At 64.1% G+C, this 22,803-nt stretch carries 21 protein-coding genes; 15 read left to right on the top strand and 6 right to left on the bottom strand.

Annotated elements, in window-relative coordinates; all coding sequences use genetic code 11:
- The first annotated feature begins 551 nt into the window (after positions 1–551).
- The 6 genes from C2U70_RS11055 (at position 552) to C2U70_RS11080 (ending at position 6,413) form a co-directional block, all read left to right on the top strand.
- A complete protein-coding gene (locus C2U70_RS11055) occupies positions 552–1,733 on the top strand; it encodes an ABC transporter substrate-binding protein (RefSeq protein ID WP_140978038.1) in 1,182 nt (393 codons plus the stop codon).
- A 173-nt stretch (positions 1,734–1,906) separates the two neighbouring features.
- Positions 1,907–2,776 (top strand): branched-chain amino acid ABC transporter permease, encoded by an 870-nt coding sequence (locus C2U70_RS11060; RefSeq protein ID WP_140978039.1) that lies wholly within the window; start codon positions 1,907–1,909, stop codon positions 2,774–2,776.
- An 8-nt stretch (positions 2,777–2,784) separates the two neighbouring features.
- The gene (locus C2U70_RS11065) at positions 2,785–3,813 is read left to right on the top strand and encodes a branched-chain amino acid ABC transporter permease (RefSeq protein ID WP_140978040.1); all 1,029 of its coding nucleotides are present in this window, start codon (positions 2,785–2,787) and stop codon (positions 3,811–3,813) included.
- Positions 3,810–4,565 (top strand): ABC transporter ATP-binding protein, encoded by a 756-nt coding sequence (locus C2U70_RS11070; protein WP_140978041.1) that lies wholly within the window; start codon positions 3,810–3,812, stop codon positions 4,563–4,565. The genes C2U70_RS11065 and C2U70_RS11070 overlap by 4 nt, the downstream gene beginning before the upstream one ends.
- Positions 4,558–5,274 (top strand): ABC transporter ATP-binding protein, encoded by a 717-nt coding sequence (locus tag C2U70_RS11075; protein WP_140978042.1) that lies wholly within the window; start codon positions 4,558–4,560, stop codon positions 5,272–5,274. Before C2U70_RS11070 ends, C2U70_RS11075 begins: the two co-directional genes overlap by 8 nt.
- A 20-nt stretch (positions 5,275–5,294) precedes the next feature.
- Positions 5,295–6,413, top strand: a complete 1,119-nt coding sequence (locus tag C2U70_RS11080) for a cobalamin-independent methionine synthase II family protein (protein WP_140978043.1) — start codon at positions 5,295–5,297, stop codon at positions 6,411–6,413.
- 171 nt (positions 6,414–6,584) lie between these two features.
- On the opposite strand, the gene C2U70_RS11085 is transcribed toward C2U70_RS11080, so the two are convergent.
- Complete coding sequence (locus tag C2U70_RS11085; RefSeq protein ID WP_140978044.1) at positions 6,585–8,249, bottom strand: caspase family protein; 1,665 nt, start codon at positions 8,247–8,249, stop codon at positions 6,585–6,587.
- 10 nt (positions 8,250–8,259) lie between these two features.
- Complete coding sequence (locus C2U70_RS11090; protein ID WP_140978045.1) at positions 8,260–9,969, bottom strand: caspase family protein; 1,710 nt, start codon at positions 9,967–9,969, stop codon at positions 8,260–8,262.
- A gap of 864 nt (positions 9,970–10,833) precedes the next feature.
- Here C2U70_RS11090 and C2U70_RS11095 point away from each other — a divergent pair.
- The 3 genes from C2U70_RS11095 (at position 10,834) to ahcY (ending at position 14,991) form a co-directional block, all read left to right on the top strand.
- The gene (locus tag C2U70_RS11095; protein ID WP_140978046.1) at positions 10,834–12,186 is read left to right on the top strand and encodes a hypothetical protein; all 1,353 of its coding nucleotides are present in this window, start codon (positions 10,834–10,836) and stop codon (positions 12,184–12,186) included.
- A 61-nt stretch (positions 12,187–12,247) separates the two neighbouring features.
- Positions 12,248–13,444 carry a methionine adenosyltransferase gene (gene metK / locus C2U70_RS11100; RefSeq protein ID WP_140978047.1) on the top strand — a complete coding sequence of 399 codons (1,197 nt, stop codon included), beginning with the start codon at positions 12,248–12,250 and terminating at the stop codon, positions 13,442–13,444.
- A gap of 125 nt (positions 13,445–13,569) precedes the next feature.
- Positions 13,570–14,991 carry an adenosylhomocysteinase gene (ahcY, locus tag C2U70_RS11105; RefSeq protein WP_140978048.1) on the top strand — a complete coding sequence of 474 codons (1,422 nt, stop codon included), beginning with the start codon at positions 13,570–13,572 and terminating at the stop codon, positions 14,989–14,991.
- A gap of 70 nt (positions 14,992–15,061) precedes the next feature.
- Here the strand turns inward: ahcY and C2U70_RS11110 are convergent, their stop codons facing one another.
- Positions 15,062–15,265, bottom strand: coding sequence for a hypothetical protein (locus C2U70_RS11110; protein ID WP_140978049.1), 204 nt, complete (start codon positions 15,263–15,265; stop codon positions 15,062–15,064).
- A 178-nt stretch (positions 15,266–15,443) separates the two neighbouring features.
- On the opposite strand from C2U70_RS11110, the gene C2U70_RS11115 reads away from it, so the two are divergent.
- The gene (locus C2U70_RS11115) at positions 15,444–16,904 is read left to right on the top strand and encodes a flavin-containing monooxygenase (RefSeq protein ID WP_140978050.1); all 1,461 of its coding nucleotides are present in this window, start codon (positions 15,444–15,446) and stop codon (positions 16,902–16,904) included.
- Between the two features lie 26 nt (positions 16,905–16,930).
- Here C2U70_RS11115 and C2U70_RS11120 read toward each other — a convergent pair whose 3' ends face one another.
- Positions 16,931–17,167, bottom strand: a complete 237-nt coding sequence (locus C2U70_RS11120) for a tautomerase family protein (protein WP_140978051.1) — start codon at positions 17,165–17,167, stop codon at positions 16,931–16,933.
- Positions 17,168–17,184: 17 nt separating this feature from the next.
- Positions 17,185–17,895: an SDR family NAD(P)-dependent oxidoreductase gene (locus tag C2U70_RS11125; protein ID WP_140978052.1), complete on the bottom strand. Its 711-nt coding sequence runs from the start codon at positions 17,893–17,895 to the stop codon at positions 17,185–17,187.
- A 223-nt stretch (positions 17,896–18,118) separates the two neighbouring features.
- Here C2U70_RS11125 and C2U70_RS11130 point away from each other — a divergent pair, with 223 nt between their 5' ends.
- The 5 genes from C2U70_RS11130 (at position 18,119) to C2U70_RS11145 (ending at position 22,022) form a co-directional block, all read left to right on the top strand.
- The gene (locus tag C2U70_RS11130) at positions 18,119–19,042 is read left to right on the top strand and encodes a LysR family transcriptional regulator (protein WP_140978053.1); all 924 of its coding nucleotides are present in this window, start codon (positions 18,119–18,121) and stop codon (positions 19,040–19,042) included.
- A gap of 130 nt (positions 19,043–19,172) precedes the next feature.
- Complete coding sequence (locus tag C2U70_RS11135) at positions 19,173–20,213, top strand: alpha/beta fold hydrolase (RefSeq protein WP_140978054.1); 1,041 nt, start codon at positions 19,173–19,175, stop codon at positions 20,211–20,213.
- Between the two features lie 143 nt (positions 20,214–20,356).
- Entirely contained in the window at positions 20,357–20,512 is a 156-nt protein-coding gene (locus tag C2U70_RS32960) for a hypothetical protein (protein ID WP_186294187.1), read from the top strand.
- A gap of 111 nt (positions 20,513–20,623) precedes the next feature.
- A complete protein-coding gene (locus C2U70_RS11140) occupies positions 20,624–21,553 on the top strand; it encodes an aspartyl/asparaginyl beta-hydroxylase domain-containing protein (protein ID WP_140978055.1) in 930 nt (309 codons plus the stop codon).
- A 10-nt stretch (positions 21,554–21,563) separates the two neighbouring features.
- Complete coding sequence (locus C2U70_RS11145) at positions 21,564–22,022, top strand: YybH family protein (protein ID WP_140978056.1); 459 nt, start codon at positions 21,564–21,566, stop codon at positions 22,020–22,022.
- A 57-nt stretch (positions 22,023–22,079) separates the two neighbouring features.
- On the opposite strand, the gene C2U70_RS11150 is transcribed toward C2U70_RS11145, so the two are convergent.
- Positions 22,080–22,781 carry a fumarylacetoacetate hydrolase family protein gene (locus tag C2U70_RS11150; RefSeq protein WP_140978057.1) on the bottom strand — a complete coding sequence of 234 codons (702 nt, stop codon included), beginning with the start codon at positions 22,779–22,781 and terminating at the stop codon, positions 22,080–22,082.
- Positions 22,782–22,803 lie beyond the last annotated feature (22 nt).

Here is a 22,803-nt window from a genome sequence, read left to right on the forward strand (position 1 = left end):
AGTCGCCCATCCCGGCCGAGACCTTCTCGTTGATCGTGCCACAGCCCGACAGGCCCGCGGCCAGAACGCTGGCCGCGACGGCAATCGCGAGAAGGCGGATACGTGCAGGCATCTGGTTCTTGGCGCCGGAATTGGGTTGATGGGACACCGGGCGGCAACCGGCGGCGGCCGAGCCTAGCCTTCAACAGGTAAAATTGGCTTATTCGAGATAGGTATTTAGATGCCGATCTCTCTTGTCGCGAGTGGCGGCTCCTGTAAACCTCGCGACATTTCGCTTGGTCACCGCCAAGGGTTTTTCGTTGACAAGTCCATTTTACTTGTACAAGCGTACAAATCGATCGAAGACCAACGGCCGGTGGACCTTACCGCAAGTTGGCTCCCTCTGCTGCTACCGTCGGGACGGTTCGGTTTCATCGCCGAACGTCCGATTGACAGCGGGGGCGTCGAAGACGCCATGTGGCCGCTTACGCGACATGGCGAATGTTCGTCATGGTGAGGCAAGAACCGGGCACTCGGTTCAGGGCTCGAGACTGGAAAGGGGAGGGAACGTAATGTCCGTTCGTCACAAGATGTTGTCATGGGCCGCCACCGCTGCGGCCGCCGCGAGCCTCGCGGTCGTTGCGCCCGCGAGTGCGCAGGATGCCGTCAAGATCGGCCTGATCCTGCCGATGACCGGCGGCCAGGCCTCGACCGGCAAGCAGATCGAGAACGCGATCAAGCTCTACATGCAGCAGAAGGGCGACACCGTCGCCGGCAAGAAGATCGAGATCATCCTCAAGGACGACGGCGCGGTTCCCGACAAGACCAAGACCGCCGCGCAGGAGCTGATCGTCAACGACAAGGTCAATTTCATCGCGGGTTTTGGCGTGACACCGGCAGCCCTTGCCGCCGCGCCGCTCGCGACGCAGGCAAAAATTCCGGAAGTCGTCATGGCGGCCGGTACCTCCATCATCACCGAACGCTCGCCCTATATCGTGCGCACCAGCTTCACGCTGGCGCAGTCCGCCAACATCATCGGCGACTGGGCGGCGAAGAACGGCATCAAGAAGGTCGCAACGCTGACCTCCGACTACGCGCCGGGCAATGACGCGCTCAACTTCTTCAAGGAGCGCTTCACCGCCGGCGGCGGCGAGATCGTCGAAGAGGTCAAGGTGCCCCTGCAGAACCCGGACTTCGCGCCGTTCCTGCAGCGCATGAAGGACGCCAAGCCCGACGCGCTCTACGTGTTCGTGCCGGCGGGCCAGGGCGGCAACTTCATGAAGCAGTATGCCGAGCGCGGTCTCGACAAGGCCGGCATCAAGGTGATCGGACCGGGCGACGTCACGGACGACGACCTCCTTAACAACATGGGCGACGCCGTTCTCGGCACCGTCACCGCGCATCTCTATTCGGCTGCGCATCCGTCTGCGATGAACAAGGATTTTGTCGCGGCCTACAAGAAGGCGTTCGGTAGCCGTCCGGGATTCATGGCGGTGGGCGGCTATGACGGCATCCACCTGATCTACGAAGCGCTGAAGAAGACCAACGGCGACACCAGCGGCGACAAGCTGATCGAGGCCATGAAGGGCATGAAGTGGGAAAGCCCGCGCGGCCCGATCTCGATCGATCCGGAAACCCGCGACATCGTGCAGAACATCTACATCCGTAAGGTCGAGAAGGTGGACGGCGAACTCTACAACGTCGAATTCTCCACCTTCGAAGCCGTCAAGGATTCCGGCAAGACCAAGAAGTGACGCGCGAAAGCGCGTCGTCGCCCTCCCTGCGTCATGCCCGGGCAGAAGCGCGAAGCGCGTCTTCGCGCTAGATGTCCCGGGCATCCACGCAAGAGCTAGAGAGTGAACGTAGAAGAGAACGTGGATGGCCGGGACAAGCCCGGCCATGACGACTAACGCCAAGCGCTGAGAAGATGACCTCGATCCTGACCAATCTGTTCGATGGCGTTGCCTACGGCATGCTGCTGTTCGTGCTCGCCTGCGGGCTCGCGGTGACGCTCGGGCTGATGAACTTCGTCAATCTGGCCCATGGCGCCTTCGCCATGGCGGGCGGCTATGTCTGCATGCTGCTGGTCAACAAGTCGGGCTGGCCGTTCTTCACCGCGCTGCCGCTCGCCTTCGTCTCTGCCGCTGCCATCGGCGTGCTGCTGGAGCGCACGCTCTATCGGCATCTCTACACGCGAAGCCATCTCGACCAGGTGCTGTTCTCGATCGGTCTCACCTTCATGTCGGTCGCGGCCGTCGACTATTTCATGGGATCGTCGCGCGTCTTCATCAATCTGCCGGATGCGCTGCAGGGGCAGTTCGACTTCTTCGGCGTCGGCATCGGCCGCTACCGGCTGATGATCATCGTGATCTGCGGCCTGCTCACGGTCGCGCTACAACTGATCCTGGCCAAGACCCGCTTCGGCAGCCGCCTGCGCGCCGCGGTCGACGATCCGCGCGCGGCGAGCGGCCTCGGGATCAACGTGCCGCAGGTGTTCGCCTTCACGTTTGCCTTTGGTTGCGGGCTCGCCGGTCTCGGCGGCGCGCTGAGCGCGGAAATCCTCGGCCTCGATCCGTACTTCCCGCTGAAGTTCATGATCTACTTCCTGATCGTGGTGACCGTCGGCGGCTCGTCCTCGATCACCGGGCCGTTCCTCGCCTCGCTCCTGCTCGGCATCGGCGACGTCGCCGGCAAATATTACGTCCCGAAGATGGGACCGTTCGTGATCTACACCATGATGATCGTGATCCTGATCTGGCGTCCGAACGGTCTGTTCGGCCGCACGGCTGCGCGTTGAGTGGTCCAATGAGCGCTGCTTCCGACGTCGGCTATCACGCCCAGCGCCATGCGCGCTGGCACTTCGGCGAAATCGCCTTCTGGGTCCTGGTCCTGGCCTGCGGCTTCCTGTTCCCGTCGCGCTATCTGATCATGACCGACATCGTGCGGCTTGCGCTGTTCGCGATGTCGCTCGACCTGATCCTCGGCTATGCCGGCATCGTCTCGCTGGGGCACGCCGCGTTCTTCGGCGTCGGCGCCTACTCGGCGGGCCTGCTGGCGCTCCATGGCATTATTGCCGAACCCGTGCTGGCGCTGATCGTCGCTGGCCTCGCCGCGATGGTGCTCGGCTTTGCCACCAGCTTCCTCGTCATCCGCGGCGTCGACCTGACCCGGTTGATGGTGACGCTCGGCATCGCGCTGCTGCTGGAGGCGCTCGCCGAGCGCTTTTCCAACATCACCGGCGGCACCGACGGCCTGCAGGGCATCGAGATGCAGCCGATCTTCGGTACGCTCGCCTTCGACATGTTCGGAAAGACCGGCTTCTTCTATTCGATCGCGGTGCTGTTCCTGCTGTTCCTGTTTGCCCGCCGCGTCGTGAACTCGCCGTTCGGCCTGTCGCTGCGTGCGATCAAGAACAACCCGCTGCGGGCTGCCGCCATCGGCATCCCCGTCAACCGCCGCCTGATCGCGATCTACACGCTGGCGGCGTTCTATGCCGGGATCGCAGGCGCGCTGTTCACCCAGACCACCGCAATCGCCTCGCTCGACGTGTTCTCCTTCGAGCGCTCAGCCGATTTGATGCTGGTGCTCGTGATCGGCGGCACCGGTTATCTCTATGGTGGCCTGATCGGCGCGGTGATCTTCCGCCTGCTCCAGGAGCTGTTCTCCACCATCACGCCTCAGTACTGGCAGTTCTGGATCGGTCTCGTGCTGGTCGTGATCGTGCTGGTCGGCCGCGAGCGCCTGCACCGTTGGGCGCTGTTCGTGCCCAATCTGATCATTAAGCAGGTGGCCGGGCGCAAGGCTGTCATCGCCGTTCCGGAGAGCGACGCATGACCATCGTCCTCGAAACCAGAAACCTCGAAAAGCAGTTCGGTGGCCTGCGCGTCACGCGCGACCTGTCGCTGAAAGTGGAGCAGGGCGCCCGGCACGCGCTGATCGGCCCGAACGGCGCCGGCAAGACCACGGTCATCAACCAGCTCACCGGCGTGTTGAAGCCGAATTCCGGTCGCATCCTGCTCGAAGGCCACGACATCACCGACATGCCCGTGCACAAGCGCGTGCTGCGCGGCCTGTCGCGCACCTTCCAGATCAACCAGCTCTATGCCGATCTGACGCCGCTCGAGACCATCGGGCTCGCGGTGTCCGAGCGCCTCGGCCATGGCGGCGACTGGTGGCGGCGCATGGGCACGCGCGACGACGTCAATGGCGAGATCGCCGACCTCCTGAAACGCTTCCATCTGCTCGACGCCATGAACGAGCCGACCGTGACACTGCCTTACGGCAAGCAACGCCTGCTCGAGATCGCGGTCGCAATCGCCGCCAAGCCACGCGTGCTGCTGCTCGACGAGCCCGCCGCCGGCGTGCCCGAAAGCGAGCGCCACGACATCCTGGCTGTTGTCGCCAGCCTGCCGCGCGACGTCACCGTGCTGCTGATCGAGCACGACATGGATCTCGTGTTCTCCTTCGCCGACCGTATCTCGGTGCTTGTTTCCGGTGCGTTGCTCACCGAAGGCCCGCCCGACCAGGTTGCACGCGATCCGCAAGTGAAGGCAGTCTATCTCGGCGAGGAGGCGGTCAATGTCTGACCTGCTCGCGATCGATACACTGCGCGCCGGCTATGGCGAGGCGGTGGTGCTGCCCAACATGTCGCTGAGGCTCGCGGAAGGGCAGGTGCTGGCGTTGTTGGGCCGCAACGGCACCGGCAAGACCACGCTGATCAACTCCATTGTCGGCGTGACCCGCCGCTTCTCCGGGACCATCGCACTCGGCGGCACCGACATTACCGCCATGCGGGCCGACCAGCGGGCGCGGGCCGGCATCGGCTGGGTACCGCAGGAGCGCAATATATTTCGGTCGCTGACGGTCGAGGAGAACATGACCGCGGTGGCGCAGCCAGGTCCCTGGACGGTCCAGAAGGTCTACGAGATGTTTCCGCGGCTCGAGGAGCGGCGGAATAACTTTGGCAATCAGCTTTCCGGCGGCGAGCAGCAAATGCTGGCGATCGGCCGCGCGCTGACCCTCAATCCAAAAGTGCTGCTGCTGGACGAGCCGACCGAGGGCCTGGCCCCGATCATCGTCGAGGAGCTCTTGAAGGCGCTCGGCACCATCACCCGGTCCGGCGGTATCTGCTCGATCATCGTCGAGCAGAATGCGCAAAAGATTCTGGGGCTCGCCGACCGTGTTGTGATATTGGAGCGCGGAACGATCGTCCACGACGCCCCCAGCGCCGCGCTCAAGGCCGACCCGTCTGTCCTGGAGCGTCACCTCGGCGTCGCAGGGGCAGCCGCCCACTAAAATTCTCGGGAGTTGAGACCATGCAGAGAACCAAAGCCCCCTTCCGCGCCGACGAGGTCGGCAGCCTGTTGCGCCCCGCCAAGATCAAGGAGGCGCGCGCGAAGCTCGAGAAGGGCGAGATCTCGGCCGACGATCTGCGCAAGATCGAGGACATGGAGATCGAGAAGGTCGTGCACAAGCAGGCTTCCATCGGGTTGAAGCTCGCGACCGACGGCGAATTCCGCCGCTCCTGGTGGCACTTCGATTTCCTCGCCAAGCTGACGGGCTGCGAGCTGTTCCACCCCGACACCGGCATCCAGTTCACGGGCGTGCAGACACGGCACGACGCCGTGCGGGTGATCGACAAGCTCGACTTCCCCGACACCCACCCGATGCTGGATCACTTCCGCTTCCTGAAGAAGTACGCCGACCAGGCTCACGTCACCGCCAAGATGACGATCCCGTCGCCGGCCGTGCTGCACTTCCGCGGCGGCCGCAAGGCGATCTCCAAGGACGTCTATCCCGATCTCGACGCTTTCTACGAAGATCTCGGCAAGACCTATCGGAAAGCTGTGAAAGCTTTCTACGACGCCGGCTGCCGTTATCTCCAGTTCGACGACACCGTGTGGGCCTATCTCTGCTCGCAGGACGAATTGAAGAAGGCGCGCGAGCGCGGCGACAATCCGGACGGCCTGCAGCAGATCTATGCGCGCATCATCAACTATGCGCTCGCCGAAAAGCCCGCTGACATGGTGGTCACGACCCATGTCTGCCGCGGCAATTTCCGCTCGACCTGGATCTCCTCGGGCGGCTACGAGCCGGTGGCCGAGACCATGCTCGCCGGCACCAATTATGACGGCTATTTCCTGGAGTACGATTCCGATCGCGCCGGCGGCTTCGAGCCGCTGCGCTTCCTGCCCAAGGGCAACAAGGTCGTCGTGGTCGGCGTCATCACCTCGAAGTTCGGCGAGCTCGAGAAGAAGGACGACATCAAGCGCCGCCTGGAAGAAGCTTCCAAGTTCGCGCCGCTGGAGCAGCTCGCACTCTCGCCACAGTGCGGCTTTGCCTCGACCGAGGAGGGCAACATCCTCTCCGAGGAAGAGCAGTGGGCCAAGCTGAGCCTCGCGGTCGAGATCGCGAAGGAAGTGTGGGGCCAGTAGGGCCTACACGTTCGCTGTCATTCCCCGCGGAAGCGGGGAATCCAGTACGCCGCGGCTTCTCTGTAACTCTCGCTGTCTCTGGAATACTGGATCGCCCGGTCAAGCCGGGCGATGACAGTTGAGTGCGTGGTGCGTAGCGCGGCGCTCTGACAGACAGCGCCAGCCGCGCCGTCACTTCTCCGCCAAATACACCTCACCGAGCAGCGACGAGTTCGACCACGGCACCTGCTTGTTCTTCGTGCCCGACACCACCTCGGCCCGGACCCGCGTCAGCATCTGCTGCACCTCCAGCCCGCGCGTGCCGATATGGTGCGAGAGCGCGGCCGAGAACGGCGAGTTGGCGCCTTCGCCATCAAGTGCGACCTGACCCGGCGCGGTCGCGAATGCGATCAGCGTGCCGGCCCCCAGCGTCGCGCCCGCGCCGAGACTTGTCGGTGCCGCCAGGCCGGACGCGCCCTCGATGGCGCGATTGGTGCCGGCGGTCGCCACCTGCGGTGCCATCGGATTGTTGCGGCAGGCATCGAAAATCAGGATGTTGGTGCGAACCTGGTCGTCGAGACCGGCCATGATCGTGTCCATGTCGATCATCGCCTCCGTCATGCTGGCGCCCGGCTTAAGCTCGACGTCGACGGGAATGAGATAGTTGCGGCCGTCGACCTGCACGCCGTGGCCGGCATAGTAGACCACCGCCACCTGCGCCCGCGCCGCATCGCGTAGGAAGTCGCGCGTGATCGTCTGCATCGCCGCACGGTCGAGATCGATGCCTTCCGATACGGTGAAGCCGATGTTGCGCAGGCTCTTGGCCACCGCGCGCGCGTCGTTGGGTGGGTTGGGCAGCGCCTTGACGTGGCTGTAGGCGCCGTTGCCGATGATCAGCGCCATGCGTTTGCCCGGACCTGCCGGAACGGGCGAGGGCGCCGGCGTCGCGTTCGCCTTCTGCGCGGGCGCAGTCGGCTCCGACAGCAGTGAGAGCCGCACCTTTGCGGAGGCCTGATTGGCCTTGCTGCCGGCGTCCGATGCCGCGAAGCTCAGCGCGGTCCGAAAGTCTGCCTTGGCATGGTCGAAATCCCCCTTGGCCTCGTAGGTCAACCCGCGAAACGTGTAGGCGGTGATCAGCACGCTATTGGGCGGCGTCATGAAGTTGACGGGCGGCTTGTCGGTTGCGAGGCGGATCGCCTCGGTGCCGTCGGCGATGGCGCGATCGAAGTCGCCCTTGGCACGCCAGATCGTGGTCCGATGTATCAGCGGCTGGGCCAGCATCGGGTCGAGCCGGATCGCCTGGTTGATGTCGGCGAGCGCGCCGTCGAGATCGCCCAGCGCCTGCTTGGAGATGCCGCGGTTCTGGAACGTCAACGCCGACGGGGAAATCTTGATCGAGGCGTCGTAGTCGGCGATTGCCTTGTCGTAGTCGCCCTTCAGGCGATAAGAGTTACCCCGATTGTGGTGGATCGTGCCATCAGGCGGGCCGAGCTTGAGCGCGTCGTCGTAATCGGCGATCGCGATGTCGTACTCGCCCTTGGCGTGGTAGGCCGTGCCGCGCTGATTATAGGCGGCCTGGTTCGGAAACAGGCGCAGCGACTCGGTGGCGTCTAATATCACCTTGCTGTAGTCGGCCTTCTTGGTCCAGGCGACCGAGCGCCAGAAGTAGATGCCCGCGAGCTTCTCGCCCTGAAAGACTTTCAGCGCAATGATCTTGGTGCAGGCGTCGATCATCTGATCCGCCGGCGTGGTGTTGGTGGTGCAGAGCGGCCCGAGCTGGTTGCGTGCCTGGGCCAGGCAGGGAGCGGACCACAGAGCGGCGGCGAGCAAGGCGGCCGCGAGCAGCAGGCGGTGCATCGGAAGCATCCTACTTTTCTGCCAGATACACTTCGCCGAGCAGCGACGAGTTCGACCACGGCACCTGCTTGTTCTTGGTGCCCGATACCACTTCGGCCCGTACCCGCGTCAGCATCTGCTGGACTTCCAGTCCGGGCGTGCCGATGTGACGCGAGAGCGCGGCCGAGAACGGCGAATTGGCGCCTTCGCCGTCGAGCGCGACCTGGCCCGGCGCGGTGGCGAACGCAATCAGCGTACCGGCCCCCAGCGTCGCGCCGGACCCGAGGCTCGTCGGCGCCGCGAGGCCCGATGCGCCCTCGATGGCGCGACTGGCGCCGGTGGTTGCCACCTGCGGCGCCATCGGATTGTTGCGGCAGGCATCGAAGACCAGAATGTTGGTGCGGACATGGTCGTCGAGGCCGGCCATGATCGTGTCCATGTCGATCATCGACGCCGTCATGTTGGTGCCGGACTTCAACTCGACGTCGACGGGGATCAGGTAGTTGCGGCCGTCGATCTGCACCCCGTGCCCGGCGTAATAGACCACCGCGAGCTGCGCCTGCGCCGCGTCGCGCAGGAAGTCGCGCGTCATCTTCTGCATCCTGGCGCGGTCGAGGTCGACGCCTTCGGTCACCGCGAAGCCGATGTCGCGCAGGCTTTTTGCCACCGCACGCGCGTCGTTGGACGGATTGGCCAGCGCCCTGACGTGGGTATATGCGCCATTGCCGATCACCAGCGCCATGCGCTTGCCGCGGCTCGCGGTGTCCGGCGCTGAGGCCGGCTGCCCTTGGGGCGCGCTGTCCGCCTTCTGCGGCTGTGGCGTATCGGTCGGGGTATCGCGCGGTGTCGGTGCAGCGTCTGATAGCAGCGACAGCCGCACCTTTGCGGTGGCCTGATTGGACTTGCTGCCGGCATCCGACGCGGTCCCCTGAAGGGTCGAGCGGTAATCGTCCTTGGCATGCTCGACATCGCCCTTTGCCTCGTAGGCGAGGGCGCGGTGGATATAGCCCGCGATCAGCACGCTGTTTGGCGCCGTCAGGACCGCGAGTGGCACATTGGACTTGGCGAGCCGGATCGCCTCGCTGCCGTCGGCGATCGCACGATCGAAGTTACCCTTGGCGCGCCAGATCACGGTGCGGGTGATCAGGGGCGCCGGCAGTTTCGGATTGAGCCGGATCGCCTCGTTGACGTCGGCCAGCGCGCCGTCGATATCGCCGAGCTTCAGTTTCGTGGAGCCGCGATTGTCGTAGATATAGGCCTCGCCGGGATAGAGCCGGATGGCCTCGGTGTAGTCGGCGAGCGCCTTGGCGTAGTCGTGCTTGGCCTTGTAGGCGTTGGCGCGGTTGTGAAGGATGAGCCCGCTCGGCGGTCCGAGCTTCAGCGCGTCGTTGAAGTCGGCGATCGCGATATCGTTCTCCCCCTTGTCGAAATAGGCCGATCCCCTGAGGTTGTAGAGCGCCTGGTCCGGTGCGAGCCGGATTCCCTCCGTGGTATCCGATATCACCTTGTCGTAGTCGCCCTTCTTGTTCCAGCCGACGGCCCGCCAGAAATAGACCGTGGCAAGCTGCCCACCCTTGAACACCCTGAGCGCGATGATCTTGTTGCAGGCGTCGATCTGCTGATCCGCCGGCGTGCCCTCGCTGGTGCAGAGCGGCCCAAGCTGCGCGCGGCTCTGGGCGAAGGAGGGGGCGGACCACAAGGTTGCGGCGAGCAGGGTGAGGGCAGCAAGCAGGCGGAGCATGATGACGTCCCGAGAGCTTCGTATTCCTGGTTTGTTGCGGCGCCTCAAGCGTCGGTTCAAACGCATCAGGCCAGGCCCACCTTGCTACTATTCCTGGTGTTGCCCGACGGGCAAATCGCGCTTCAGGTCGGTCAAGCGCATGCCCCGGGAATATTCTGATTGACCGAATTGCGACTTCGGATTATACGCAAGACACTCCGGCCCGCCAAAGGGACGTTTCGCGATCGTCACGATACGTAGGCCGGGATGCGGTGGACGCGGCAGCGTCGGCGCGAGGCAGGGTCGCAGGGCGGGCAACCGTGAGCGCATCGTGACCTCCGGCGCACGACACGGCGCGGTTACAGCGTTCGTCGACGGCCTCGCGGGCGAGCACACGCCACCCCGCACGGTTCAGGCGACGACGTCCGCGGACGGCAAAATCGTGTGGTCCTGGCGCCCGGAGCTGTGCGCCAAGTCCTGTGGTGATGGAGCGGCCCAACCGGGAGCGCGCATCAGTCATCGGCAGGGCGACGGGGGCAATAGTGCTCGCTCCCCGGGGAGAGCGCGACATAAGCCGTTAAACCATCCGTGCAGGGAAGGCCGGGATGCCTCGGCCAACACCTGTGGTCACCCCGTGTGCGTTCTCATGCACGCGGATCGCGGGTGCCAGCCGGCGCCCGGCCTTCCCTGCGCCCTTTTGCTTTTGAGAGGGTGACAAGACGAAGCAAAGCTCGGGCGAATGAGCCGCGAGATCGCGAAGCTGTACCTGAAGTCCGAACCGCGCCCTCAGCCCGGCGTGCTGCCAAGCCAAGAGGGGTATTCCCTGAGTGGGCAGAATTTGCTACGAGGTGGGTCCCAACACTTCTGCCCACCGCGTCCCACCTGATGAAGAACGACGAAATCCTGAGCCAGATCACCGACTTCTGCCGCAAGGCGGATATGGCGGAATCGACCTTCGGCCGGCGCGCGGTGAACGATGGGAAGCTGGTGCACCGGCTGCGCGAGGGCAAGCGCATCACCATCGACACGCTGGACCGGATCCAGGCCTATATGGCCGCATCGACCGGGGGCCTGCCGCCGCCGCGCGGGCTTCAGGTGCCCCCGGAAAAGCGCGATCCGCGCAGCAATTTCCGCTTCTTCGAGAACCGGCAGAAATATTTGTTGTTCGTCCACACCTGCAGCGAGAAGCGGGTGGTTGCGGAGCGCGTGGCGCTCGAGCTCGCCAGCATCCATCCCCGGCCGCCGGCGTTGCGCGTGTTCGACGCGGGCGTCGGCGACGGCACCGTGCTCGCGCGCGTGCTGCGCTCGATGCATCAGCGCTTTCCGCACATGCCGTTCTACGTTGCCGGCAAGGAGCTGAGCCTCGAAGACGTTCGGCTCACGCTGGACAAGGTCCCGGACCGGCTTTTCGAGCATCCCGCATCCGTCTTCGTCTTCACCAACATGCATTACGCCGAGGCGCCCTGGTTGACGCCGTCCTCGCCGGCAGCGGCGGCTGCCACTGTCTGGCACGAGGTGGCTTTGCGCGGCGATGCGACCGGCGATTTCGAAGCCCAGATCGCGGATTTGAAACCCTTCCTGGAGCAGAACTGGCGGGCCGCGGTCAGCCCGCGCACGGGCATGCCGCTCTATGAGCGGCCGGTGGTGCTGGTGCTGTACCGGGAGGACCACCGGTTCCTGCTCGACGCGACCATTCCCCGGCCGGGCCAGACCGAGGCGAATTTCGACCTCGTGATTGCATCCCAGCCATACCGGGCGAAATCGTCGGTCAATTTCCGCGCCAAGCGCATCATCGCACCGCTGGCGCGGGCGCTTCGGGCCGGGGGACGCCTGATCGGAATCCACTCCCATGGCGAGGATCCGGGCATGGAAATCATTCAGGCGATCTGGCCCGGAGAAAATCCTTTCTCGGTGAGCCGCCATGAGCTACTGCGCGCGGTGAAGTACGAACTCGGATCGGTGGGCCGCGACCTTAACTTTAATGCATATGCGGACAACCGGTCGATCTTCAGGTATGATATGGAAGCGCTGCCCAACGAGATTACCGGTACGATCGGAACCTCGACAGCCTTTGCAGCCTGGAATGCGGCGGTGTATGTCGCTCAGATTGAGGACGACCGATTGACAGATATGACTCAAAACGGCCGCACTTTAGATGCCGCCAGAGACGTCCTTCGCAAGCACAACGGGCTCTGGTTTCTTGACGAATCCTACGTCATCTCGCGCCGGCGAGACTGACATCATCCAAGAGTAAACATCGCAAACGAACCGCCGATGGCGGCGGAACAAGGGGTTACTGATGCGCGCGTCCTATCTCTTCACCAGCGAGTCCGTGTCTGAAGGCCATCCGGACAAGGTCTGCGACCGGATCTCCGACGAGATCGTCGATCTGTTCTACCGCGAGGGGCCGAAGGCGGGCATCGACCCGTGGCAGATCCGCGCCGCCTGCGAGACGCTGGCGACCACCAACAAGGTCGTGATCGCCGGCGAGACCCGCGGTCCCGCCTCCGTCACCAACGAGCAGATCGAGAGCGTGGTGCGCGCCGCGATCAAGGACATCGGCTACGAGCAGGCAGGATTTCACTGGAAGACCGCCGATATCGAGATCCTGCTGCATCCGCAGTCGGCCGACATCGCGCAGGGCGTCGATGCGCTGCAGCCGGGCGAGGTGAAGGAAGAGGGTGCAGGCGACCAGGGCATCATGTTCGGCTACGCCACCAACGAGACGCCGGACCTGATGCCGGCGCCGATCTTCTATGCCCACAAGATTTTGCGCCTGATCTCGGAAGCCCGCCACTCCGGCAAGGAGAAGGTGCTGGGTCCCGACTCCAAGAGCCAGGTCACCGTGCAGTACGAGAATGGCAAGCCGGTCGGCGTGCGCGAGATCGTGGTCTCGCACCAGCATCTGATCGAGGACATCTCGTCGAAGCAGATCCGCGACATCGTCGAGCCCTATGTGCGCGAGGCGCTACCGAAGGACTGGATCACGCCGAAGACCATCTGGCACATCAACCCGACCGGCAAGTTCTTCATCGGCGGTCCCGACGGCGACTCCGGCCTGACCGGCCGCAAGATCATCGTCGACACCTACGGTGGTGCGGCTCCGCATGGCGGCGGCGCGTTCTCCGGCAAGGACCCGACCAAGGTCGACCGTTCGGCGGCATACGCGGCGCGCTACGTCGCCAAGAACATCGTCGCGGCCGGCCTTGCCGATCGCTGCACGCTGCAGCTCGCTTACGCCATCGGCGTGGCACGTCCGCTGTCGATCTACATCGACACCCACGGGACCGGCAAGGTGCCGGAGGAGCAGCTCGAGAAGGCGGCGGCGGAGGCGATGGATCTCACGCCGCGCGGCATCCGCACCCACCTCGACCTCAACCGCCCGATCTACGCACGCACCTCGGCCTACGGCCATTTCGGCCGCACGCCGGACAACGAGGGCGGCTTCTCCTGGGAGAAGACCAACCTGGTCGAAGCGCTCAAGCGCGCCGTCTAATTCACTTTCGTCATTCCGGTGGCGCCGCGACAGCGGCGCCACCGGAAGCTTGAACCTCTGGATTCCGGGTTGGCTCGGTTCACGAGCGAACCCGGAATGACGAGCCAAACAAACAGGAACCTCCTATGAACGCGAAGCCTGGCTTCACCGATTACATCGTCAAGGACATCTCGCTCGCCGATTTCGGCCGCAAGGAGCTCTCGCTCGCCGAGACCGAGATGCCTGGCCTGATGGCCACCCGCGAGGAGTACGGCCCCAAGCAGCCGCTGAAGGGCGCGCGCATCGCGGGCTCGCTCCACATGACGATCCAGACCGGCGTGCTGATCGAGACGCTGGCGGCTCTCGGCGCCGACATCCGCTGGGTCTCCTGCAACATCTATTCGACGCAGGACCACGCCGCGGCTGCGATCGCGGCCGCCGGCATTCCGGTGTTCGCGGTCAAGGGTGAGACGCTGAAAGACTACTGGGACTACACCGCAAAGCTGTTCGACTGGCACGGCGGCGGTCACCCGAACATGATCCTCGACGACGGCGGCGACGCCACCATGTACGTCCATCTCGGTCTGCGCGCCGAGAACGGCGACACAGCGTTCCTGGACAAGCCGGGTTCGGAAGAAGAGGAAGTCTTCTTCGCGCTCCTGAAGAAGCAGTTGAAGGAAAAGCCGAAGGGCTACTTCGCCGCGATCGCCCAGAGCATCAAGGGCGTCTCCGAAGAGACCACCACGGGCGTGCATCGTCTCTACGACATGCAGAAGGCCGGCACGCTGCTGTGGCCGGCGATCAACGTCAACGACAGCGTCACCAAGTCGAAGTTCGACAACCTCTATGGCTGCCGTGAATCGCTGGTCGACGGTATCCGCCGCGGCACCGACGTCATGATGTCGGGCAAGGTCGCGATGGTCGCGGGTTTTGGCGACGTCGGCAAGGGCTCGGCGGCCTCGCTCCGTCAGGCCGGCTGCCGCGTCATGGTCTCCGAGATCGATCCGATCTGCGCGCTGCAGGCCGCGATGGAAGGCTACGAGGTCGTGACCATGGAAGACGCCGCGCCCCGCGCCGACATCTTCGTCACCGCCACCGGCAACAAGGACATCATCACGATCGAGCACATGCGCGCGATGAAGGATCGCGCCATCGTCTGCAACATCGGCCATTTCGACAACGAGATTCAGATCGCGGGTCTGCGTAACCTGAAGTGGACCAACATCAAGCCGCAGGTCGACGAGATCGAATTCCCCGACAAGCACCGCATCATCATGTTGTCGGAAGGCCGTCTCGTGAACCTCGGCAACGCGATGGGCCATCCGTCCTTCGTGATGTCGGCCTCCTTCACCAACCAGACGCTGGCGCAGATCGAGCTGTTCGCCAACAACAAGGACGGCAAGTACAAGAAGGAAGTCTACGTGCTGCCGAAGAGCCTCGACGAGAAGGTCGCGCGCCTGCATCTCGCCAAGATAGGCGTCAAGCTCACGGAGCTCCGCAAGGACCAGGCCGACTATATCGGCGTGAAGCAGGAAGGCCCGTTCAAGTCGGACCACTACCGCTACTGAGAGTACGAGGCCTCAATCGAGGTTGAATGCGCAAAGCCCCGGAGCGATCCGGGGCTTTGTCGTTTGCCGATTATTTCTTGATGCCGCAGGTGTTGGTGTTCTTGCACTGGCTGCCAAGGCCGCCGTCGATCGTGCAGGGGTTACAGAATTTTGGCCGATTGCTCCCGGCCGTGACGCAGTTCGGGCTGCCGGGCCGGCAATTGGCGGAGGCGGTGTCCACCGCGAACGACAGGACCGTCAATGCAAGCAGGGTCGCAGAGAGAATACGGGTCATTGCTGTCTCCTTGGGTTGGGTTCCTCTCGCGAGGATCGACAGCAGGTGAACACTCGCGGGCGCAATATTCTGTGCGACGGATCACGCGTTTTGTCCGATAGGACAGTTCGTTCTTCGGTTCTTGCGGATTGACTGGTTCCATCGCCGGTCGGACTATCCGCGTCCTGCGGAGGGAACCATGCAACAAGAACATTTCGACGTGCTGATCGTCGGCGCCGGCCTGTCCGGCATCGGTGCGGGCTATCATCTCCAGACCAAGTGCCCGACCAAGAGCTACGTCATCCTGGAAGGCCGTGAATGCATCGGCGGCACCTGGGACCTGTTCCGCTATCCCGGCATCCGCTCCGACAGCGACATGTTCACGCTCGGCTATTCCTTCAAGCCATGGACCGATCCGAAGGCGATCGCCGACGGTCCGCAGATCCTGAACTACGTGCGCGAGACCGCGGCCGAGAACGGCATCGACAAGAAGATCCGCTATGGCCATCGCGTCAAGCGCGCATCGTGGTCGACACCAGATGCGCGCTGGACGGTGGAGGTTGAGCGCGTCACGGGCGAGGGCGCAGCCGAGGTCGTCCGCTTCACTTGCAATTTCCTGTTCATGTGCGCGGGCTACTACAAATACGAGCAGGGCTACACGCCCGAGTTCAAGGGCGCCGGCGACTTTGCCGGCCGCATCGTGCATCCGCAAAAGTGGACCGAGGATATCGACTACGCGGGCAAGCGCGTTGTCGTGATCGGCTCTGGTGCCACGGCGGTGACGCTGGTGCCGGAGCTTGCCAAGAAGGCGGCGCAGGTCACCATGCTGCAACGCTCGCCGACTTACGTGGTGTCGCGCCCGGCGCAGGATCCTGTTGCCAACAAGCTACGTCGCAATCTGCCGACCACGCTCGCCTATCATCTGATCCGCTGGCGCAACGTGATGTGGGGGATGTTCTTCTTCCAGCTCAGCCGCCGCCGGCCGGACAAGGTGAAGAACCTCATCCTCGGCGGCGTGCGCATGGCACTCGGGCCCGACTACGACGTCGCGACCCATTTCACGCCGCGCTACAATCCCTGGGATCAGCGCTTGTGCCTGGTGCCCGACGGTGACCTGTTCAAGGCGATCCGCGAGAAGCGGGCCGCCGTCGTCACCAACGAGATCGACACGTTTACGAAGGATGGAATCCGTCTCAAGGACGGTAGCGAGCTCCCGGCCGACATCATCGTCACCGCGACCGGGCTCGTGCTGGAGGTCGTCGGCGGGCTTGATGTCAGCGTCGACGGGCGCAAGGTCGATTTCGCCAATACGCTGACCTACAAGGGCATGATGTATGCCGACGTGCCGAACATGGCATCGGCCTTCGGCTACACCAACGCGTCGTGGACGCTGAAATGCGACCTGACCTGCGAATATGTCTGCCGCCTCATCAACTACATGGACCGGCATAATTATCGGCAATGCATGCCGCACAACACGGACGCGTCGATCACGCCCCAGCCTTCGCTCGATTTCTCGTCGGGGTATGTCCAGCGCTCGGTCGCAAAAATGCCCAAGCAGGGCTCGAAGCGGCCGTGGAAGCTTTACCAGAACTACGCCTTCGACATCGTGACCTTGCGTTTCGGCAAGGTCGACGATGGCGTGATGCAGTATTCTTGATTGGCGATATCGCGAGGCGGCGCAAATCAGCCCGACTGCGTTGCGCGCCCCCGGCGAAACTCCAGGGCGGGTAATCCGCCCCAACCCCAATTGTCAGTGTCGACCTCCTCGATGATGACGAAGGTCGAATCGAGCGGCTTGCCAAGCACGTCGCGCAGCAACTCGCTCGAACCCTTGATCAGCGCGGCCTTCTCCTCCGCGGTAAGCGACGCGGCACCCGGCGTCGTTCCCTCGCGTGTGACCTGAATTGTGACGATGGGCATGATGTCCTCCGTTCCGTTCAGTGGCCGGCGCTCTGGCCGCCGTCGACGTGCAGGATCTCGCCAGTCACGAAGCCAGCCTGTTCGAGATAGAGCACGGCATCGACGACATCGGACATCTCGCCCATGTGCCCAACCGGATGCAGCGGGTTGAGGAAGGAATGCGTTTCGACCGGGTGCATCGGCGACTTGATCACGCCGAGAGCAACGGCGTTGGCGCGGATGCCGCGCTTGGCATACTCGATCGCGAGCGATTTTGTCGCGGCGTTGAGCCCGCCCTTGGTCAGCGAGGCCAGCACGGATGGAACGTTCGAGTTCGCGTGATCAACCAGGCTCGTGGAGATCTGGACGACGTGGCCGGATCCCTGCTTCTCCATCTCGGTGATCGCGAGCTGGGTGATGCGGAAGAAGCCGGCGACGTTGACGCTCAGCACGTTGGCGTAGTCTTCGGCCGTGTACGCGGTGAAGGGCTTCGCGACGAAGATGCCGGCATTGTTGACCAGCGTGTCGACGCGGCCAAACCGATCCTTGGCGGCGGCAACGACCCGCTCGGCGGTGGCCCAGTCGGCGATATCGCCGGGAACGGCGAGGACGCCGTCGTCATTGGACGGCTTGATCGACCGTGCGGTTGCCACCACGCGGTAATTGCGGTCGCGATAGGCCTGGACGAGGGCGGCGCCGATGCCTTGCGATGCGCCGGTGATGATTGCGACCTTCTGCTCGATACCCATGGAAATCTCCTGTTGGTTCGGTTGAATGGGTGCCGATCGGCTGCGGTGATGGTGGATCGGCGTCGGGTGAGAGGTAGGCCGGCAGGGGGGCCGCGCGAAGCCACGTTGGCCGAGCGACACTGTTGCGCGTCGCGAACGAATGCCGAATGAGATCCCGCCGGTTGTCGCAACAGTGGCGAAGCCCTAGGTTGGCGCAGGCTCATCCGACGCCGACGGAGGACGCATGGATCGTCTGGACACGATGAAGGTCTTCGTCGTCGCGGTCGACGAAGGGAGCCTCGCAGCCGCTGGCCGCAAGCTCGGGCGCTCACCCGCGGCGGTGAGCCGTGCCATCGCATTTCTGGAGGAGCGAGTCGGCACCGAGCTCCTTCACCGCACGACACGTTCGATCAAGCTCAGTGAGGAGGGCGAGCGCTACGTTGCAATCTGCCGCCGCGTGCTGACCGAGCTCGAGGAAGCCGACATCGTCGCAGCCGGTCCGCGCGCCGCGCCGCGCGGCACACTCGCGCTGACCGGGCCCGTGGTTTCGGGCGAGTTGGTCCTGCAGCCGATCCTCGATGCGTTTCTCGATGCCTATCCGACCGTGTCGGCGCGGCTCCTGCTGCTCGACCGCTCCGTCAATTTGATCGAGGAGGGGCTCGACGTCGCGCTGCGGATCGGCCCGCTCTCGGATTCGGCGATGATCGCGACGCGGGTTGGCGAGGTGCGCCGCCTCGTGGTGGCCGCGCCGCGGTACCTGAAGCAGCATCCGCGCATCGAGGAGCCCGCCGATCTCGCAAAGCACCAGATCGTCGCCATGGCCCATATTCCAAACTCGTGGACCTTTGCACCCGCCGGGAAATCATCGGTGCCGCGGACCGTGCAGATCACGCCGCGGCTCGTGATCAACAGCACTTATGCCGCTGTGGCCTCGGCCGTCAGTGGCCGCGGTGTTGCGCGGCTCTACTCGTACCAGGTGGCCGAGCAGGTCAAGAGGGGCAATCTCGAGATCGTGCTTGCCGACGACGAGGATCCGCCGATGCCGGTGCATGTGATCACCCCGCAGGGGCGCCTGTCGGTGCCGAAGGTGCGCAGCTTCATGGATTTTGCCGTGCCGCGCCTGAAGAAGCAGTTTGCGATTCTGGCCAAGGACGTCGGTGATCGCTGAATTGTTATTCGCTCGTGATGCGAAAGGGTGTCTAACGGACAGCGGCTGTCCGCGTCCGTCTTGATTGGGCCTAATTCCGCGGTGAACAAGCGGCGCGTTACCGTCCGCCTTCCCAACAGAAGAGACAGATATGTCCGCTCCTTTCGACCCAACTCGCCGCCGTTTCATCTCATCCGCTGCCGTAGCGCTAGCGGCCGGACCCATGGTGCTTAGTGGCGTTGCCCTTGCGCAGACGTCGCCCGCGCGCGCGGCGATCAAGGCCGGCGCCAACACGGCCTTCGCGGCGCTGAAGCAGATCAACGCCGGCGTCCTCGATGTCGGCTATGCCGAGGCGGGCCCAGCCGATGGCCCCGTGGTCATCCTGCTGCATGGCTGGCCCTATGACATCCACAGCTTCCTCGACGTCGCACCGGCGCTGGCGCAGGCCGGCTATCGCGTCATCGTCCCCCATTTGCGCGGCTACGGCACGACGCGCTTCCTCGCCGGCGAGACCATACGCAATGGCGAGCCCGCGGCACTTGCGGCCGACATCGTTGCGTTGATGGATGCGCTCGCCATCAGGCAGGCAACGCTCGCCGGCTATGATTGGGGTGCGCGAACCGCCAACATCGTCGCGGCACTCTGGCCGGAGCGCGTCAAGGCCATGGTCTCCGTCAGCGGCTACCTGATCTCGAGCCAGGAGGCGGGCACGATGCCATTGCCGCCGAGCGCCGAGCTGCAATGGTGGTACCAATACTATTTCGCGACCGAGCGTGGCCGCGAGGGCTATGCGAAGAACCGGCACGACTTTGCCAAGCTGATCTGGAAGCTCGCATCGCCCAAGTGGGACTTTGACGACGCCACCTTCGACCGCAGCGCGGCGTCGCTCGACAATCCTGACCATGTCGACATCACCATCCACAACTATCGCTGGCGGCTTGCGCTGGCGGAGGGTGAGGCGAAATATGCCGAGTTCGAGAAGCGGCTTGCGGCAGCTCCCGTGATCACGGTGCCGACGATCACGATGGAGGGCGACGCCAACGGCGCACCGCATCCGCCGCCGGCGGCCTATGCCAAGAAATTCTCCGGCAAGTACGAGCACCGGACGGTCGACGGCGGCATCGGGCACAACCTCCCGCAGGAGGCGCCAGACGCATTTGTTCAGGCCATTCTCGACGTCGCCAAGGCGTGAGCGGCTGCGCCATCGCGGCCAATGCGTTGTTTTGCGTATACGGCGGCCGGCTTGAATCGGCCATGGTCCCAAACGGTTAACGCCGGATTAACCGGCGGGCCCTAGGCTGTCCCGGCTGGGGTGCTCGCAACGAGGGGAGCCCAATGGAAGCCCAGAAGATCGCGATCGACGCCGTCGTGGCGTTGACCGAGTGCGACCGTGACGCTGTCGCCGCCTTCATTCGCCGGATGTATCTCGCCGGCGTCCGGGACCCCAAGCGCCTGACCTTCAAGGGACTGCAAGCGCTCGCGCGGGCCTGATTCGAGCCGCTTCAGCCCGATTCCATACCCGGGAACCCGCCCGCGGCGCCTTGCCGCTTGCGTCCGGGCGGGGTACACGCATCTCCGGCTGGGTCATCTGGGACCGGGGAAATGCTGAGACAGCTTTTTGCGCCGCAACTTGTTATCCTCTATGTGCTTGTGGCATCGACGATTTACGTTCACTTCCGGGGCAAGCAGCGGCTGCGCTTCGCGCGCCAGCTTGGCGATCACTCCACCTATCTCGCACCCTACAATGTGCTGATGTATGCGGGCTCGGCCGTGCCGAACGAGCCGGTGATCTCGGTCAAGCAGTTCCCGGAACTGCAGCCGCTCAGCGACAATTGGGAGACGATCCGCGACGAGGCCGTGCGTCTGTTCGATGAGGGCTTTATCCGCGCGGCTGCCAAGAACAATGACTGGGGCTTCTACTCGTTCTTCAAGAGCGGCTGGAAGCGCTTTTACCTGAAATGGTACGACGACTTCCTGCCGTCGGCGAACACGCTGTGTCCGAAGACGGTGGAGCTGCTCAGGTCGATCCCGAGCGTGCATGGCGCGATGTTCGCGATGCTGCCGCCGGGCGGCAAGCTGGGCGCGCACCGCGACCCCTTCGCGGGCTCGCTGCGCTATCACCTCGGCCTCGTCACGCCGAACTCGAACAAGTGCCGCATCCTCGTCGACGGCGTCGAATGCGTCTGGCGCGACGGCGAAGCCTTCATGTTCGACGAGACCTTCATCCACAGCGCCGAGAACGCCACCGACGTCAACCGCATCATTCTGTTCTGCGACGTCGAGCGGCCCATGAAGTATGGCTTCATGACTGCGATGAACCGCTGGGTCAGCCATCACATCGTGAAGGCTTCGGCGACCCAGAACGTCGAGGGCGAAAATATCGGCGTGCTCAACAGGATATTCGGCAAGCTCTACGAGGTTCACTTGCAGAGCCGCAAGGTCAAGGAGTGGAACCGCAAGGTCTACTACACGCTGAAATATTCGCTGACGGTGCTGATCCTCGGCCTGATCGTGATGTCGGCGCTGCGGTGATCGTCGCACCATGGCGCCGTTGCCGATCGCGACTACCGAGATAGAGCAATTCTTCCGTCAGTGGCTGGAGACCTTTGCGGGCTATGTCCGCGAGGTCGACTACGCCTCGGCGCGGCCGCTCTTCCATCCCGACGTGCTGGCCTTCGGCACGCATAACGACGTCATCCCCGGCCTCGACCAATGGGTTGTGACGCAGTGGGACAATGTCTGGCCGAAGACGGCCGACTTCCACTTCGTGCTCGATCAGACCTCGATCCTGGCGTCGCCCGACGGCACGATGGCAACGGTGATCGCGCCGTGGACGAGCACGGGCTTTCATCCCGACGGAAGCACCTTTCCGCGGCCGGGGCGGGCGACGATGGTGTTCGCGAAGAGCGCTGATGGCTGGCTGTGCGTGCACTCCCACATGTCGCTCAATCGCGGCGTGCCGCAGGCGAGCCACGCCAATCGGCCAGTGAAGGCCTGGTAGAAGCGAAAAGGCCCCGGACGATGCCGGGGCCTTTTGCTTTCATAGCGCGGTGAAGCTCTATTCCGGCTTGCCGATCGCAACCTTCAGCGTGCCGACACCGTCGACCCCGCATTCGAGCTGGTCGCCCGGCTGGAGCTGCGAGACGCCGGCCGGCGTGCCCGTCATGATGATGTCGCCGGCGGCGAGTTTTACCTGCTGGGAGAGCTGCCAGATGATCTCGGGCACGTTCCAGATCAGTTCGGTGAGGTCGCCCTTCTGGGCTTCCTTGCCGTTGACGGTGAGCCAGATCTTGCCCTTCGAGGGATGACCGATCTTGGAGGCCGGCTGTACCGCGGAGCAGGGTGCCGAATAGTCGAACGACTTGCCGATCTCCCAGGGACGCTCCTTCTTGCGCGAGGCAATCTGGAGGTCGCGGCGGGTGAGGTCGATGCCGACGGCATAGCCGTAGACGTGATCGAGCGCCTTGTCGGCCGGGATGTTCAGGCCGCCGCTCTTCATGGCAACGATGAGCTCGACCTCGTGATGCAGATCCTTGGTCAGCGGCGGATAGGGGATGGTGGCGCCGTCGGGCACCAGCATGTCGGCATGCTTGGCGAAGAAGAACGGCGGCGCGCGCTCGTCATTGCCCATCTCGCGGATGTGCTCGAGATAGTTGCGGCCGACGCACCAGATGCGGCGCACCGGATAACGGCCGCCTTCACCGACGACGGGAAGCGATGCCTGGGGCGGGAGCGGGATGACGTAGGAGGCGGCGTTCATGAAGCGGTCTCGCTGCTCGTGA

This window comes from Bradyrhizobium guangdongense, from assembly GCF_006483445.1.
GTDB lineage: Bacteria > Pseudomonadota > Alphaproteobacteria > Rhizobiales > Xanthobacteraceae > Bradyrhizobium > Bradyrhizobium guangdongense_A.

Bases quoted from the DNA above. Each gene is read 5' to 3' on its own strand.
- C2U70_RS11055 (WP_140978038.1), top strand. From the start codon at position 552: ATGTCCGTTCGTCACAAGATGTTGTCATGGGCCGCCACCGCTGCGGCC.
- C2U70_RS11060 (WP_140978039.1), top strand. From the start codon at position 1,907: ATGACCTCGATCCTGACCAATCTGTTCGATGGCGTTGCCTACGGCATG.
- C2U70_RS11065 (WP_140978040.1), top strand. From the start codon at position 2,785: ATGAGCGCTGCTTCCGACGTCGGCTATCACGCCCAGCGCCATGCGCGC.
- C2U70_RS11070 (WP_140978041.1), top strand. From the start codon at position 3,810: ATGACCATCGTCCTCGAAACCAGAAACCTCGAAAAGCAGTTCGGTGGC.
- C2U70_RS11075 (WP_140978042.1), top strand. From the start codon at position 4,558: ATGTCTGACCTGCTCGCGATCGATACACTGCGCGCCGGCTATGGCGAG.
- C2U70_RS11080 (WP_140978043.1), top strand. From the start codon at position 5,295: ATGCAGAGAACCAAAGCCCCCTTCCGCGCCGACGAGGTCGGCAGCCTG.
- C2U70_RS11085 (WP_140978044.1), bottom strand. From the start codon at position 8,249: ATGCACCGCCTGCTGCTCGCGGCCGCCTTGCTCGCCGCCGCTCTGTGG.
- C2U70_RS11090 (WP_140978045.1), bottom strand. From the start codon at position 9,969: ATGCTCCGCCTGCTTGCTGCCCTCACCCTGCTCGCCGCAACCTTGTGG.
- C2U70_RS11095 (WP_140978046.1), top strand. From the start codon at position 10,834: ATGAAGAACGACGAAATCCTGAGCCAGATCACCGACTTCTGCCGCAAG.
- metK (WP_140978047.1), top strand. From the start codon at position 12,248: ATGCGCGCGTCCTATCTCTTCACCAGCGAGTCCGTGTCTGAAGGCCAT.
- ahcY (WP_140978048.1), top strand. From the start codon at position 13,570: ATGAACGCGAAGCCTGGCTTCACCGATTACATCGTCAAGGACATCTCG.
- C2U70_RS11110 (WP_140978049.1), bottom strand. From the start codon at position 15,265: ATGACCCGTATTCTCTCTGCGACCCTGCTTGCATTGACGGTCCTGTCG.
- C2U70_RS11115 (WP_140978050.1), top strand. From the start codon at position 15,444: ATGCAACAAGAACATTTCGACGTGCTGATCGTCGGCGCCGGCCTGTCC.
- C2U70_RS11120 (WP_140978051.1), bottom strand. From the start codon at position 17,167: ATGCCCATCGTCACAATTCAGGTCACACGCGAGGGAACGACGCCGGGT.
- C2U70_RS11125 (WP_140978052.1), bottom strand. From the start codon at position 17,895: ATGGGTATCGAGCAGAAGGTCGCAATCATCACCGGCGCATCGCAAGGC.
- C2U70_RS11130 (WP_140978053.1), top strand. From the start codon at position 18,119: ATGGATCGTCTGGACACGATGAAGGTCTTCGTCGTCGCGGTCGACGAA.
- C2U70_RS11135 (WP_140978054.1), top strand. From the start codon at position 19,173: ATGTCCGCTCCTTTCGACCCAACTCGCCGCCGTTTCATCTCATCCGCT.
- C2U70_RS32960 (WP_186294187.1), top strand. From the start codon at position 20,357: ATGGAAGCCCAGAAGATCGCGATCGACGCCGTCGTGGCGTTGACCGAG.
- C2U70_RS11140 (WP_140978055.1), top strand. From the start codon at position 20,624: ATGCTGAGACAGCTTTTTGCGCCGCAACTTGTTATCCTCTATGTGCTT.
- C2U70_RS11145 (WP_140978056.1), top strand. From the start codon at position 21,564: ATGGCGCCGTTGCCGATCGCGACTACCGAGATAGAGCAATTCTTCCGT.
- C2U70_RS11150 (WP_140978057.1), bottom strand. From the start codon at position 22,781: ATGAACGCCGCCTCCTACGTCATCCCGCTCCCGCCCCAGGCATCGCTT.